We start from the raw sequence: 15,428 nt of genomic DNA, 5'->3' as shown, positions 1-15,428 counted from the left end.
TTGAACCTATGGATTTAAAAGAAAAATTAGTTGCTTCTTACTTTGCATTCGAGGATAACCTAGAGGATCACTCGCCTTTGCATGCCATAAGAAACAATGCTATAAAAATATTTGAGGAAAATGGCTTTCCTTCCAAAAAGGATGAGGCTTGGAAATACACGTCTTTAAACACGGTTTTAAAGCATGATTACAGCCTGTTTTCCAAAGGGGAGAAAGCGATAGAATACAAGGATATCAAACCCTATTTGATTCATGATATCGATTCGTATAAAATCATTTTTATCGATGGAAAGTATTCTTCGCATTTGTCGCAAACTACCCATGAAGGTGTGGATGTTTGCTTGATGTCGTCTGCCATAGCTAAGCCAAAATACCGCTTGGTAATTGAAAATTATTTCAACAAGGCAGCAAAGGATGATAGCATGACGTCTTTGAATACGGCCTTTTCAAATGAAGGAGCTTATATTCATATTCCAAAGAATAAAATTGTTGAAAAGCCAATTCAAATTGTGCATTTTTCAACAGGTAACGAAGCGGCTTTAATGTTGCAACCTCGTAACTTGATCGTGGTGGATGAGAACTCACATGTTCAAATTATTGAGCGTCACCAAAGTTTGACAGACAACCCTGTGTTGACCAACAGTGTTACTGAAATTTTTGCCAATAAAAGAGCAATTGTAGATTATTACAAACTACAAAATGACAATGAAAATGCGTCTTTGATTGACAATACGTTTATTAAGCAAAAGCAGGAGAGTCATGCCTCGGTACATACCTTTTCATTTGGAGGGAAATTGACGAGAAACAACCTTAATTTCTTCCAACATGGTGAGCGCATTGATTCTACCCTAAAAGGAGTGACTATTATTGGTGACAAGCAACATGTAGACCATAGTACTTTGGTACACCATATTGAACCAAACTGTGAAAGCCACCAAGATTATAAAGGTATCTATGGCGACAATGCTACAGGGGTGTTCAACGGTAAGGTGATTGTTGAAAAAGAAGCGCAAAAAACCAATGCTTTTCAGGCTAACAACAATATTTTGGTGAGCGATAAGGCCACTATTAACACCAAGCCACAGTTGGAGATTTTTGCGGATGACGTGAAGTGTTCGCATGGATGTACCATTGGAGCATTGGACGAGAGCGCGATGTTCTATTTGCGTTCAAGAGGAATTCCAGAAAAGGAAGCTCGTGCACTGTTGATGTACGCTTTCAGTAACAATGTCTTGGATTCGGTTAAAATCCCTGAAATTAAAAAACGTATTACAAAATTGATTGCCAAAAAACTGGGTGTCAATATTGGATTTGACTTATAAATCAAAAATTAAGGGAAGGGCCAATATGTAAAACCCTTCCCTTTTTTGTTTTACTGGGTCAATGTAAGCTTATGGGCTATAATAAAAAGAGAGATCATTACCATGTTTAAAGTAGAAACCATCAGACAAGATTTTCCAATTCTTAACCGTGAGGTTAACGGAAAACCTTTGGTGTATTTTGATAATGCCGCCACATCCCAAACACCGCAACAGGTGATTGATGTTATTGTTGATTATTACAGTCATTACAATGCCAATATTCATAGAGGGGTGCATAGTTTGAGCCAAGAGGCAACCGACAAATATGAGCAGGCAAGGCATATCATTCAAACACATTTTAATGCCAAACATCCCTATGAAATCATTTTTACTTCAGGGACCACGCATGGTATTAATTTGGTGGCCAATGGGTTTTCTGCTTTGTTAAAGAAAGGAGACGAAATTATTGTCTCTGCCCTTGAGCACCACAGTAATATTGTGCCTTGGCAGATGTTGTGTGAGCGCACGGGAGCTACTTTAAAGGTGATTCCTATGAATGATGAAGGTGCTTTGGTAATGAGTGCTTTTGAAGAACTTTTAAGTGAGAATACCAAGTTGGTGTTTGTCAATCATATTTCCAATGCTTTGGGGACTATCAATCCTATTGAAAGCATTATTGAAAAGGCCCATGCGGTGGGTGCAGCAGTTTTGATTGATGGCGCTCAGGCATGTCCACATATAAAACCGGATGTTCAAAAATTGGATGTGGATTTTTATGTGGCATCGGGACATAAAATGTGTGGACCAACGGGAGTGGGAATGCTGTATGGAAAAGAAGAATGGCTGAAAAAATTACCGCCTTATCAAGGAGGAGGTGAGATGATTGCCGAGGTGACCTTTGAAAAAACAACCTATGCCGATTTGCCTCATAAGTTTGAAGCAGGGACGCCAAATATTTGTGGAGGGGTTGCCTTTGGAGCTGCTATCGACTATTTAAATGCGATAGGTTTTGATGACATTGCTACCTATGAACATGAGTTGTTGGAGTATGCTACTGAAAAATTGTCGGACATTGAAGGCTTAAAAATCTACGGGACTTCCGAAGAGAAAACTTCAGTGATTTCCTTTAATTTGGAAGGCATCCATCCATATGATGTGGGAACTATTTTGGATAAAATGGGCATGGCAGTCCGTACAGGACACCATTGCGCACAACCGATTATGGATTACTTTAAAATTCCTGGAACGGTGAGGGCTTCCTTCGCTTTTTATAATACCAAGGAAGAAATCGATGCCTTGGTAGCGGGGGTTAAAAAGGCTAAAATGATGTTATCATAACCAAAGTATGGCTTCTTTTTTGTAATCATGCTATCGTAATTTAAAATCAGTTATCTGTGAATAAGCTATTGTTTGTTTTAAATCTTTTTGTGTTGTACAGTTGCTGTGGTACCAAAGCGCAGGCAAATGAAGATGTCAAATTGCAAGAGCAGGAGAAGCACCAGTACATTGTAGAATATTCGGCGTTGACCCGAGGCGCCTACAAACGAATTGTATTGGAAGGTGATTCTTTGACTGTGCAATTGGATAGAGCCCAAGAGCCCAAAGTTGTGCATTGTACTGTACAAGAGTTGGCTTCAATTTATGCCTTGGTAGATAAAATAGACTTAAAAGAACTGCAAAATTTAGAGGTGCCCTCTAAGGCGCATCAGTATGACGGAGCGTTGATTGCTGTGCTGAAAATAACCGATCAAGGAACCTTGTTCCATAGTCCTTCTTTCGATCATGGCAATCCTCCAAAAGAAATCGAACCGCTTGTTCTTCAATTACTATCCTTGGCGGAAAAAGTTGAATAACGGCTAACTTTTGTATTTTTGTATGAAAATAAACGACGTGAGTATACAGGATATTCAAAATGACATTATCGACGAGTTCTCAATGTTTGACGATTGGGAAGAGCGTTATCAATATATGATCGATTTAGGTAAGACCTTGCCATTAATCGATGAGCAATATAAAACCGATGAGTATATCATCAAAGGTTGCCAAAGTAAGGTTTGGGTGCATGCTCAATTGGAATATGAAAAGGTGGTATTTACAGCCGATAGTGATGCTATTATCACTAAAGGGATTATCGCCATCCTTATCAGAGTGTTTTCAAACCAAAGTCCTGCGGACATTATTGCGGCCAATACTAATTTTATTGATGATATTGGATTAAAGGAGCACCTATCGCCAACCCGTGCCAATGGCTTGGTGAGTATGATCAAACAACTAAAAATGTATGCTATAGCATACCAAACACAGTTAAACTAAGATGAGCGATACCACTATAGATACCAATGCCCTTGGAGAAAAAATTGTAAGGGTTTTAAAAACTATTTTCGACCCTGAAATTCCTGTAGATATCTATGAATTGGGGTTGATTTACGATGTTTTTGTCAATGAGGATTACGATGTGAAAATCTTAATGACACTAACCACGCCTAATTGTCCTGTGGCAGAAACCTTGCCTCTGGAAGTTGAGGAAAAGGTGAAATCTCTTAATGACGTAAAGTCTGCAGAGGTAGAGATTACTTTTGATCCTCCATGGTCTCAAGAGTTAATGAGCGAAGAAGCAAAATTGGAATTGGGAATGCTGTAGCATTTCAATATTCATATAAACAAAAAGGACTTAATTAAGTCCTTTTCTCTTTTATAACAAGATTTACACAAATGGCAAGACGTACACCCAAATCAATAAAGGATGAGGACAAAACCAGCATAAGGACTTCCTTTAATGCTTTGGTGTACATTCCTCGGTTTTTTAGGGAAATCTGGAATGTCAATAAAAAGCTTTTCGTCTTGTCGGCTTTGTGCCGTTTGATAGGAGCCTTGCTTCCCGTGGTCATTTTATGGGTGGGTAAATTGATTATTGATGAGATTGTCACTCAAACGACTATTGAAACCACCGATTATACCCAATTGTGGACATATGTGGCTATTGAATTTGCTTTAGTGATTTTATCAGATTTTATCAGTAGGGCCATTTCCCTTACCGATGGTCTGTTAGGGGATGAATATAATATTGCGACTTCTGTTACCATTATCAAAAAGACCAATCAGGTAACCATAAGTTTGCTTGAGGATTCAGAGTTTTATGATAAGCTAGAACGTGCACGTACCCAAACTACGGGTAGAGTAGGTTTGATGTCTAACGTCTTGGGGCAAGCCCAAAGTGCTATTTCCATTGCTACTTTGGTAGCTGGTCTTGTGTATTTTGAACCTTACCTTATCATTTTATTGGTACTGAGTATTATTCCATCCTTTATTAATGAAATAAGGTTTAGCCAACAGCAGTATTCTTTGGCGAGAAGTTGGACCTCAGAACGACGGGAATTGGATTATTTGCGGTTTATAGGTGCCAATGATAAAACAGCCAAAGAAATTAAATTGTTCGGCCTTACCGATTTTATAGTAGATCGATTTAGGAATCTTTCCGAAGAATATTATCAGCTCAATAAAATCTTAGCCGTGAAACGTTCGGCTTTAGGGTTTTTGTTCAATGTTTTGGGTTCCATAAGTTATTACGCAGCTTATGTATTCATTATATATCGCGTGTTGTCGGGTGTGATTACGTTGGGTGAATTGACCTTTTTATCGGGTTCTTTCAATAGGTTGATGAAGAACCTTCAGGAGTTCTTTTCAAGATTTACCCGGATTTCGGAGAGTGCCTTGTATTTAAAAGACTATTTCGATTTTATTGATATTTCAGTAGATGCCAATACTCAAGAAGATGTGCCGCTCCCCAAACATATTCAACAAGGTTTTGAATTTAAAGATGTCTATTTTTCCTATCCAGATTCCGATCATGAGATTTTAAAAGGTGTATGTTTCACTTTAAAGGCAGGAGAAAAACTAGCTTTTGTAGGGCAAAACGGGGCAGGAAAAACGACGCTCACCAAGTTGCTATTACGCTTTTATGAGCCAACTTCTGGAGAGATTCTTTTGGACGGTGTGAATATTAACAGGTTTAAGAAGGCGGAGTACCAACAATTCTTTGGGGTAATTTTTCAGGATTTCTTTAGATACGAATTCACGGTTAAAGAGAATATCGCCATAGGAGATATTAAGGAACTTGGCAACCAGAAAAAGATTGAAAATGCAGCTCGATTAAGTTTGGCAAACGAAGTGGTGGAAGCTTTGAGCAAAGGTTACGACCAACAGTTGGGGAAACGTTTTGTGAGCGGTCAAGAGCTTTCAGGGGGGCAATGGCAAAAAGTAGCTTTGGCAAGGGCTTATATGAAAAATGCTGAAGTGATGATTTTGGATGAGCCTACGTCAGCACTTGATGCCAAGGCCGAAAGTGAAGTGTTTGAGCGCTTTATTGGGTTAACCAAAGGAAAGACAAGCATTTTGATTTCCCATAGATTTAGTACAGTACGACAAGCCGATAGAATTTTGGTGTTGGAAGAAGGCCGTGTGTTGGAAATAGGCACGCATGAAGAGCTCATGGCACATCCAAAATTGTATGCCGAATTGTTTACACTTCAGGCAGAGGGCTATCAATAAAAATGTAATTTTGCGTTATGGCAGATGAAATAATTAACCGCGTAGCCAATAGTAAATTGGTAACTATAGATTTGGAAGACTTTTATCCTAAAGGCGCCCGTGTGCTTTTTGATATCAAGGACTGGTTGTTCCAAGAGTTGATTTTAAAGGAGAAGGACTTTCGGGAATACGTAAAGCAACACGATTGGAGCCAATATCAAGATGGTTATTTGGCCTTGCAGTGTTCGGCTGAGGCGATTATCCCCTCTTGGGCCTATTTATTGATTGCCACGCAAGCGTCTTCATATGCTAAAAAAGTGGTTGTTGGAACTCTTCAGGATTTGGAGTCGTCAATATTTCAAGATATTGTTTCCCAATTGGATGTCGAACAATTTCGTGACAAGCCTGTCATTATTAAAGGGTGTTCTAATAAGCCCATTCCAGAAACAGCCTACACCTTATTGGTTTCCAGATTGAACGGGGTAGCAAAATCCATTATGTTTGGTGAGGCTTGTTCCACGGTGCCACTGTATAAAAAATAGACATCCCATGCTTTTATTTTAGGAGGATTTCAGAAAAAACCTATTTTTGTAGGGTATAAACCCTTATATAAAACAATCAAAATGAAGAAATTACTGTGTTCTTTGGCGTTGGTGGCTTGTGCTGTGGCTGCGAATGCACAAACCTTAGAGGAATTAAAAGCAGAACAAAAGGCCAAAAAGGATTCTATAAGTGATATTCAAAAACGAGTAGATGATCTGCAATCTCAAATTGATGCGTTTCCAGGATGGAAAATTGGCGCTTTTGGTGTTGTGGGAGGAAGCCTTTCCAATTTTGATAATTGGTATGCACAAGGAACTCCTAATAACTCTTCGGGTAATTTTGGGGGTACAGTAAATGCTTATGCCAATTTGGACAGAGAAAAGTATTTTTGGAAAAATGCTTTGAACCTAAATCTGAAATGGGTTAAGCTAGACGATAAAGATGATCCTAATGATGATGATAGCTTTCAGCCAACGACCGATGTTTTTAATATAACCTCACTATATGGTTATAAAATCACCAGTAAATTGGCGGCTTCGGCTTTAGTGGAATATAGAACTACCATTTTAGACAATTTCAACGATCCTGGATATTTAGATTTTGGGGTTGGGGCTACTTGGACGCCTATTACAGATTTAATTGTAGTAGTGCACCCTTTAAACTACAACATAGTATTTAGTGATGAGGATACCGTATTTGAATCCTCTTTTGGTTCTAAAATCGTTGCCGATTATACAAGAAAGTTGGGGCCTGTTGATTTTAAAACCAATCTTTCGGCTTTTTTAAGTTATAAGAGCTCGAATCTTTCCAATTGGACATGGACCAATTCCTTCACTTATACCTTATGGAAGAATATTGGAGTTGGGTTTGACTTTGGATTGAGAGGCAATAAACAAGAAGCTTTGAATTATGCGCTTCAGCAATATGAGCAATTAACGGATCCAACAGGAGTGGAAGAACCGGATTTTGACAATGTGGATAACGAATTACAAACTTATTACACTTTAGGGCTGTCGTACAAGTTCTAAAAAGCTTTATAGAATAAAAAAGGAGCGCTTGTTATGCAAGCGTTCCTTTTTTATTGTGCATCGTCGTAATTTTCGTCATAATCTGGATACAGAAAATGATTGTAGGGAAATCTGGTAATATGAATTTTCCTTACTTCATTATAGACGCGTTTTCTAAAGTCTTCTAAGTTTTCCTTATTGGTAGCGGAAATGAACAGCGCATTATCTCCAATTTTACTCATCCAAGTGGTTTTCCATTCATCAAGAGTATAGTTCACTTTGGTGCGTTCAGCAACTAAATCATTGTCATCAAAAGGTTCAGCTTCGTAGGCGTCAATTTTGTTGAATACCATAATGGTAGGTTTGTCGGCACTATCTATTTCATCCAAAATTTTATTCACAGAATCAATATGTTCTTCAAAGTTAGGATGGGAGATATCTACCACATGTAATAATAAGTCAGCTTCGCGCACTTCATCCAAGGTGCTTTTAAAACTTTCTACAAGTTGGGTTGGTAATTTTCTGATGAATCCCACGGTGTCACTCATTAAGAAAGGTAGGTTTTTAATGACCACCTTTCTAACGGTAGTGTCAAGCGTGGCAAAGAGTTTGTTTTCGGCAAACACTTCACTTTTGCTAATGACATTCATCAGGGTAGATTTGCCTACGTTGGTGTATCCTACAAGGGCAACACGGACCATTTGGCCGCGGTTACCACGTTGTACTGCCATTTGTTTGTCGATGGTTTTGATCTTGGCCTTTAATAGCGCTATTTTATCCCTAACAATCCTACGGTCGGTCTCAATTTCGGTTTCACCGGGACCACGCATTCCAATTCCCCCTTTTTGGCGTTCCAAGTGCGTCCACATTCCTTTAAGTCTGGGTAGTAAATATTCGCATTGCGCCAATTCTACTTGGGTTCTGGCATAACTGGTTTGGGCTCTTTGGGCAAAAATATCTAGAATTAAATTGGTTCTATCTAAAACTTTGCAGTTCAGTATTTTGCTGATATTGCGTTCCTGCGCAGGAGAGAGCTCATCATCAAATATAGCGGTGCCAACATTGTGTTCATTTATATATTCCTGAACGTCGTTCATTTTTCCAGTCCCAATAAAGGTACGTGGGTTGGGCATGTCCATTTTTTGTGTAAACCGTGCCACTACTTCACCCCCAGCTGTATAGGTTAAAAATTCCAGCTCGTCCAAATATTCTTTGGATCTGGTTTCATCTTGGTCTTTGGTAATGATGCCAATTAAAACTGCCTTTTCAAGCGAGATGTCTTTTTTTTCTAACATAAATATAATTATGGTACAAATTTACGCAATTGTGAGCATTTTAATTTTTATTATTTATAGGTTATCTTTGAGAGGGATTCTTAATATTTCAAAAATTAATTCTTTTTTACAATGCAGCAGATAATAGCGTTTTATAATATTGAGAATATGTTTGATGTTGAAGATGATCCTTACACCAACGATGATGACTTTTTGCCAGCTGCAGATAGGCATTGGACCCAAAAGCGCTATGAACGAAAAATCTATAAAATAGGGTCGGCAATTGCTAAAATAGGTAAGCATGAAACTAAGGGACCGCCTGCAATTGTAGGATTGGCTGAAATTGAAAATGATACTGTTTTAGAAGATTTAGTGCGTAGCCCCGATTTAAAACATCATGATTATGGTTATGTCCATTATGACTCTCCAGATACGCGGGGTATAGATGTTGCGCTTTTGTATGATAAAGAGGTTTTTCAGGTGAGCGCTTCTGAACGGTTTACCGTTTTTATAGAAGATGAAAATGGTATTAGAGATTATACGCGTGATATTTTATTGGTAAGTGGTACTTTAGACGGTGAACAAATGCACTTTATTGTAAACCATTGGCCGTCCCGAAGGGAAGGAGAAGGTGAATCCGCATATAAACGGATGGCAGCCGCCGAAATGGTATCGGAAATACTGGTTCAATTACGATTAAATTATGAGGATCCAAAGGTTGTTATATTAGGAGATTTCAATGATAATCCAGATGATGAGAGTATTAGAAGTCTTGTGAAAAATGACATGCTTTTTAATCCTATGGAAACGTTGTTGGATTTGGATCATGGCAGCATTAATTTCCAGTTCCATTGGAACCTTTTCGATCAGATTTTATGCTCAATAAATTTCTTTGAATCCAAGCAAGGGGTGTATAAGTTTGGTTATGCTAAAATATTCAATGACAAATTTTTAGCTCAGTATAAGGGGAAGTATAGTGGGCAGCCCTACAGGACCTATGTTGGGAACAAATACAAAGGAGGATTTAGTGATCATTTTCCGGTGTATATTCTTATTAAAAAAATGTAATAATTTTTCTTACAAACACTCCTAATTCACTTCGTCGAAGATTAATGCATTTAATCTATTATGCCAATGTTAATGGTATGTTAATAGGCATTTTTTTTATATTCGGAATCTTATTTCTGACTATGCAAAGCCTCAGGAATTAAATTAGCTATTAATCATTTATAACGATTTGTTTTTAACGTGCTTTCAATCAGTGTGTTCAAGGTGCGTTTTGAATTTGTTTAATGTTAACAATTGGATTGTATGAGAAAAATTACATTACTAATTTTTTGTGTTTTTACTTTTATTGGACAGTTATCCGCACAAGTTGCTATTGGTACTGGTACTTTAGAAACAGAAAATGCACCGTTTGAGCCTTTTTATGGCTATTCGTACACACAAACAGTGTATTTGGCCTCAGAAATTAATGCTTCCGGAACTATTACGGATATTCAGTGGTATTATAGTGGGACTTCAGAATTGCCAGATAGCCAAGAGTTGGTTGTTTATATGGCGGAGTCTACAAAAGCTTCTTTTGCTTCAACTTCAGATTGGGAGCCCATTGACTCTTTTACAGAAGTATATTCAGGGGGGATTACGGTAACCGCCGGTGTTTCTGGTTGGGTACAAATTACCCTTGATACCCCTTTCGACTATTCTGGTACAGATAATTTATTAATCGCGGTTGAAGAAAATATGCCTTCATATGATTCTTCTGGGGATGACTTTTATAATTCAGAAGTAGCTACAAATCGAACGATTTCTTATTATAATGATAACAATAATCCGGATCCTGCATCCCCGCCAACAGCAAATAATATAGATAATACGATTCCTAATATTATTTTGGGAGGTATTACACAATCTTGTCCTACGCCATCAGGGCTCACAGTAAGTGAAATTACTTCAACTGGAGCAAGTTTGGGTTGGACCGAAAATGGGAGTGCTGCTTCTTGGAATATTGAAGTAGTGCCAGCTGGTTCCGTACCTACTGGTACTGCGACCCAGACAGGAGTGGGCAACCCATATACAGTATCTGATTTGATGGCTATTACTGGCTATGATTTTTATGTGCAAGCTGATTGTGACACCGAGGAAAGTGCGTGGGCAGGACCATTTTCGTTTACAACCTTATGTGATGTATTTATTCCAGATTATTTAGCGCCTTTTGATTCTTGGTTGCAAGATTGTTGGGAAGAAGCTGATAGTGGTGACCCTACAACTGGTCCTGGAAACTTAGGTGCAGGATCTTGGACAACAGATGGCTTTGCCAACAATGGTTTTACGGGTGCTTACAAAATAAATTTATGGCAAGCCAATAAGAGTGATTGGTTGGTTAGCCCAATGTTTGACTTAACAGGAGGACCGTTTCAAGTGGAACTTGATTTGGCTATCATGCAGTTTGGTAGTTCAACAACGGCAGGTACTTTGGGGTCTGATGATGAAGTGCAATTATTAATGACAACAGATAATGGTGCAACTTGGGAAGCTTTGATCTCTTTTGATAATACTTCTGCGCTTCCGGTAGGAGGTGATCATTTTATTTATGATTTAACGGCATATAGTGGTATGACTGTTCAATTTGGAATTTGGGCTAGTGAAGGAAGTGTGGATGATACGGCAGACAATGATGTTTCTGTGGATAATTTCCAAGTACGAGCTATTCCTACTTGTATGGAGCCTTCTGGATTGACGGCTTCAGAATTTACCTCAAATGGCGCAAATTTAGGGTGGACCGAAAACGGGGATGCTTCTCTATGGAATATAGAAGTGGTGCCTGCAGGGACTGCTCCAACGGGAACACCGACAGCGTCAGGAGTGACCAATCCAACTACTGTTTCAGATTTATCTGCGATTACAGAATATGAATTTTATGTGCAATCAGATTGTGGTGACGGAGATTTGAGTTCTTGGACTGGGCCATTTTCGTTTACTACCCTATGTGATGTATTTATTCCAGATTATTTAGCGCCTTTTGATTCTTGGTTGCAAGATTGTTGGGAAGAAGCTGATAGTGGTGACCCTACAACTGGTCCTGGAAACTTAGGTGCAGGATCTTGGACAACAGATGGCTTTGCCAACAATGGTTTTACGGGCGCTTACAAAATAAATTTATGGCAAGCCAATAAGAGTGATTGGTTGGTTAGCCCAATGTTCGACTTAACAGGAGGACCATTCCAAGTGGAACTTGATTTGGCTATCATGCAGTTTGGTAGTTCAACAACGGCAGGTACTTTGGGGTCTGATGATGAAGTGCAATTATTGATTACAACTGATAGTGGAGCTACATGGACTCCTATATTAACTTGGGATAATACTACGGTAAATCCTGTAGGAGGTGATCATTTTATTTATAACCTTTCCGATTATAGTGGAATGATTGTGCAGTTCGGTATTTGGGCGAGCGAGGGAAGTGTAGATGATACTACAGATAACGATGTGTCTGTGGACAATTTTGAAGTACGTGCAGTCCCAACATGCCCTGAGCCAAGTGGATTGACTGCAACCAATTTAGGATTAACCTCTACAGAGGTTGCTTGGACCGAAAACGGTGATGCTTCTCTTTGGAATATAGAATATGGACCTGCTGGATTTGAATTGGGTACGGAGTCTTTGGTTACTGGTGTAACAAATCCTTATACGTTGATGGATTTAACTCCAGATACACAATATGACTATTATGTTCAAGCTGACTGTGGAGATCCTGACGGGGTGAGTTCATGGACGGGGCCATTCACATTCTATACGGGATACTGTGAGTCAGAGCCGTCAAGTAACGATGGAAATGGTGTAGGGAGTGTACAATTGGGTATAGTAATGTTCCCAAGTTTTGGAGATGTTACGTATGAAAACCACACCGCAACGGTGGTCAATGCCTTCCAAGGTTTTAATACAAACCTTCAAATTACCTTTGAAACAGGGTTTACTTATGATACTAATGTTTGGATTGATTTTGATGATAATTTAGTTTTTGATGCCGATGAATTGGTGTACCAAGGAGAATCAACAAATGCCAATCCAACTACTTTGGATGCCTCATTTATGATGCCAGCGGATGCGCCTCTTGGAGAGCATAGAATGCGTATTGGAACAGCAGATTCTGGCCAATCTACACCAAACCCTTGTTATAATGGGTCTTGGGGGGTAACCTTAGACTTTACTGTAAATATTGTAGAGCCAACCTGTATCAATGCGGAAGCAAACTATACCTTGGTGGACGATTGTGAGAATGGTGATCAATTTTTGATTGATGTTGATATTTTAAGTTTAGGAGATGCTACTTCCTTGACAGTTTCTAATAATTATGATGCTAATACAGCAGCAGTAACTGAGACTGGTGTTTATCAAGTGGGGCCATTCCCATTCATGGAAAATATTGTGATAACAGTGAGCAATGATCAAGATTCCAACTGTGTGATTGTAAGTTCTCCGTTTTATCAACTTGGTTGTCCACCGGATAATGACAACCCTTGTGACGCCATTGTAGTTGATGTTAATGATAATGATTCCTGTGATTTAACGACTTCAGGAACCATTTTGGCTGCTACAGATTCTGGCGTTCCAGCACCAACTTGTGGAGGTAATGTTAACGACGATGTATGGTTTGAGTTTACAGCACTGAATGAGGTGCAATTAATTACTTTGCTTAATATTTCAGGAGGGACTTTTAACTTGGATCACGCTGTATATGAAGGAACTTGTGATGGCTTAGTAGAACTATACTGTAGTACTAATACAGCAAGTATTACTCCAGAATTGGTGATAGGAAATACTTATTTTGTACGTGTATTCTCTTTTGGTTCTGCGGATGAAACAACTACCTTCGATTTATGTATCAAACAAGCACCAGAAAACACGGTATGTGAAAATGCCACGCCTTTCTGTGGAGAAGGTGGAGCCCTTTATGCTTCCAATGTAATTGGTATTCCATCTACAGGACCTGTAGCTTGTTTGGGAAGTATTCCTAACCCAACATGGAATGTGCTCCAAATTGGGGAGTCTGGACCAATCAATATTCAAATCGTTCAAAACACCCAGTTTGATGAAAATGGTAACCCAACGGGAACAGGTCTAGATGTGGATTTCGTTTTATGGGGGCCTTTTGATAATGAAATTGATTATTGTGATTTGGATTTGTTGGTAGACTGTCCAACATGTCCTAATAATACTTGGAATCCAGATTTCTATCCATTTGAAAACATTGTAGATTGTAGCTATTCTGCGGCAGCTGTTGAAAATGTAACCATAGAAAATGCGATAGCTGGTGAAATATATGTGTTATTGGTAACGAATTTTAATGGAGGAGCAGGAACCATTCAAATTGAGCAAACCAATGCTTCTGATGACGGTTCCGGGTCTATTACTTCTGAAATAGAAGTGGAATTGGGAGAAGATCAAAGTTTCTGTGGATTCCCATCTTACGAATTGAATGCAGAGTCGCCATTTGCAGATAATTATGAATGGTATGCTGACGGATTTATTATTGAAGGAGAAAACTCAGCGAACTTAACGGTTACCGAAACGGCTACTTATACAGTAATTGCATACGATGAAAACTGTGATACGCAAGCTCAGGATGAAGTAACTATAATTTTTGGATTGGAGCCAATTGCCAATGCTGTTGAGGACATTGTTACCTGTGATGATGCATCCGCGGATGAAATTGAAGATTTCGATTTGGAAATGCAAACTTCAGGCATCTTGGCTGGTCAAGATCCAGCATTGTTCAATGTAACTTACCATACTAGTTTGGAAGATGCGCAAGCAGGAACTAATGCCTTGACATCGCCATATACAAATGTTACAAACCCGCAAACAATCTACGTGAGAATTGAAGATGCCAATGCTACCTTCTGTTTTGCTACCACTACGTTTGATTTGGTGATTTCTGGTCCAACGCCTACTGTTACCAATGTTAATTTTAATGTATGTGATGATGAATCTGGTGATGGGGTAGAGAGTTTTGATTTAACATCTTTGGATGCAGAGGTGTTGAATGGCCAAGATCCTTCTATTTATTTAGTTTCTTACTATGCCTCTGAAGCAGATGCCGATGCAGGTGTTGACCCATTGGTGTCTCCATATGAGAATACAAGTAATCCTCAAACAATTTATGTCAGAATCGAAAGCAACGTAGCGTATGATTGCTACTCTGTTGGAGAAGTAGTACTTGCTGTGGATGCAGTTCCTTTTGCAAGCTTCAATTCCGATGTGGTAGCCTATGAGGTATGTCCAGATGCGACGGTGCCTATCGAAATTTCGTTAATAACTGAAGGCTTTAATGAAGATGAGGTAACTGTAGAATGGTCTCAAGACGGTGGCCCAATTGAAGGTGAGTCAGGATTAACATTACCGGTATTGACAGAAGGCACTTATACGGCTATCATTACAAGTGATGCTTCAGGATGTTCCTATGAAGTATCGGCAGATGTAATTGAATTGGAATCATGTGAATTCCCTCAAGGGATTTCACCAAACGGAGATGGTTTAAATGATAACTTCAATTTGAGCAGTTTTGGAGTGAGCAAAATCGAAATTTTCAACCGTTTGGGAACCTTAGTGTACTCCAAGAATGACTATACCGATCAGTGGTACGGACAGTCCCATGACGGCGAAGAGCTTCCTGTGGGAACCTATTTCTATACGATAGAGTACAGAGATGGAAGACACAGTGCTTGGGTATACATCAACAAATAATAACAAACTAAGAACTAACGCGATAATTAACA

Annotated in this window: 11 protein-coding genes; 10 read left to right on the top strand and 1 reads right to left on the bottom strand. The window is 39.0% G+C overall.

Annotated features, from left to right (window positions below):
* Positions 1–8 precede the first annotated feature (8 nt).
* The 8 genes from sufD (at position 9) to RBH95_RS00045 (ending at position 7,399) form a co-directional block, all read left to right on the top strand.
* The gene (sufD, locus tag RBH95_RS00080) at positions 9–1,322 is read left to right on the top strand and encodes a Fe-S cluster assembly protein SufD (RefSeq protein WP_307900708.1); all 1,314 of its coding nucleotides are present in this window, start codon (positions 9–11) and stop codon (positions 1,320–1,322) included.
* Between the two features lie 102 nt (positions 1,323–1,424).
* Entirely contained in the window at positions 1,425–2,639 is a 1,215-nt protein-coding gene (locus tag RBH95_RS00075) for an aminotransferase class V-fold PLP-dependent enzyme (RefSeq protein WP_307900707.1), read from the top strand.
* Between the two features lie 56 nt (positions 2,640–2,695).
* Positions 2,696–3,154, top strand: coding sequence for a hypothetical protein (locus RBH95_RS00070; RefSeq protein WP_307900706.1), 459 nt, complete (start codon positions 2,696–2,698; stop codon positions 3,152–3,154).
* Between the two features lie 37 nt (positions 3,155–3,191).
* Positions 3,192–3,614, top strand: a complete 423-nt coding sequence (locus tag RBH95_RS00065; protein WP_307902269.1) for a SufE family protein — start codon at positions 3,192–3,194, stop codon at positions 3,612–3,614.
* Position 3,615: 1 nt separating this feature from the next.
* Entirely contained in the window at positions 3,616–3,942 is a 327-nt protein-coding gene (locus RBH95_RS00060) for a DUF59 domain-containing protein (protein WP_053976383.1), read from the top strand.
* A gap of 71 nt (positions 3,943–4,013) precedes the next feature.
* Entirely contained in the window at positions 4,014–5,849 is a 1,836-nt protein-coding gene (locus tag RBH95_RS00055; RefSeq protein ID WP_307900705.1) for an ABC transporter ATP-binding protein, read from the top strand.
* 17 nt (positions 5,850–5,866) lie between these two features.
* On the top strand, positions 5,867–6,370 hold the full coding sequence (locus tag RBH95_RS00050) for a DUF2480 family protein (protein ID WP_307900704.1): 504 nt from the start codon (positions 5,867–5,869) through the stop codon (positions 6,368–6,370).
* An 81-nt stretch (positions 6,371–6,451) separates the two neighbouring features.
* Entirely contained in the window at positions 6,452–7,399 is a 948-nt protein-coding gene (locus tag RBH95_RS00045; protein ID WP_307900703.1) for a DUF3078 domain-containing protein, read from the top strand.
* A 50-nt stretch (positions 7,400–7,449) separates the two neighbouring features.
* Here the strand turns inward: RBH95_RS00045 and hflX are convergent, their stop codons facing one another.
* Positions 7,450–8,673 carry a GTPase HflX gene (gene hflX, locus RBH95_RS00040; RefSeq protein WP_307900702.1) on the bottom strand — a complete coding sequence of 408 codons (1,224 nt, stop codon included), beginning with the start codon at positions 8,671–8,673 and terminating at the stop codon, positions 7,450–7,452.
* 111 nt (positions 8,674–8,784) lie between these two features.
* Here hflX and RBH95_RS00035 point away from each other — a divergent pair, with 111 nt between their 5' ends.
* Together RBH95_RS00035 and RBH95_RS00030 are read left to right on the top strand one after the other, a co-directional pair.
* Positions 8,785–9,720, top strand: a complete 936-nt coding sequence (locus tag RBH95_RS00035; protein ID WP_307900701.1) for an endonuclease/exonuclease/phosphatase family protein — start codon at positions 8,785–8,787, stop codon at positions 9,718–9,720.
* 243 nt (positions 9,721–9,963) lie between these two features.
* On the top strand, positions 9,964–15,396 hold the full coding sequence (locus RBH95_RS00030) for a fibronectin type III domain-containing protein (RefSeq protein ID WP_307900700.1): 5,433 nt from the start codon (positions 9,964–9,966) through the stop codon (positions 15,394–15,396).
* Positions 15,397–15,428: the final 32 nt, after the last annotated feature.

This window comes from Mangrovimonas sp. YM274 (assembly GCF_030908385.1).
Classification (GTDB): Bacteria; Bacteroidota; Bacteroidia; order Flavobacteriales; family Flavobacteriaceae; genus Mangrovimonas_A.
Note: the sequence above shows the minus strand (reverse complement) of the source record. Positions and strands in the feature narration are given on the sequence as shown.

Bases quoted from the DNA above. Each gene is read 5' to 3' on its own strand.
- sufD (WP_307900708.1), top strand. From the start codon at position 9: ATGGATTTAAAAGAAAAATTAGTTGCTTCTTACTTTGCATTCGAGGAT.
- RBH95_RS00060 (WP_053976383.1), top strand. From the start codon at position 3,616: ATGAGCGATACCACTATAGATACCAATGCCCTTGGAGAAAAAATTGTA.
- RBH95_RS00035 (WP_307900701.1), top strand. From the start codon at position 8,785: ATGCAGCAGATAATAGCGTTTTATAATATTGAGAATATGTTTGATGTT.
- RBH95_RS00075 (WP_307900707.1), top strand. From the start codon at position 1,425: ATGTTTAAAGTAGAAACCATCAGACAAGATTTTCCAATTCTTAACCGT.
- RBH95_RS00050 (WP_307900704.1), top strand. From the start codon at position 5,867: ATGGCAGATGAAATAATTAACCGCGTAGCCAATAGTAAATTGGTAACT.
- hflX (WP_307900702.1), bottom strand. From the start codon at position 8,673: ATGTTAGAAAAAAAAGACATCTCGCTTGAAAAGGCAGTTTTAATTGGC.
- RBH95_RS00030 (WP_307900700.1), top strand. From the start codon at position 9,964: ATGAGAAAAATTACATTACTAATTTTTTGTGTTTTTACTTTTATTGGA.
- RBH95_RS00055 (WP_307900705.1), top strand. From the start codon at position 4,014: ATGGCAAGACGTACACCCAAATCAATAAAGGATGAGGACAAAACCAGC.
- RBH95_RS00045 (WP_307900703.1), top strand. From the start codon at position 6,452: ATGAAGAAATTACTGTGTTCTTTGGCGTTGGTGGCTTGTGCTGTGGCT.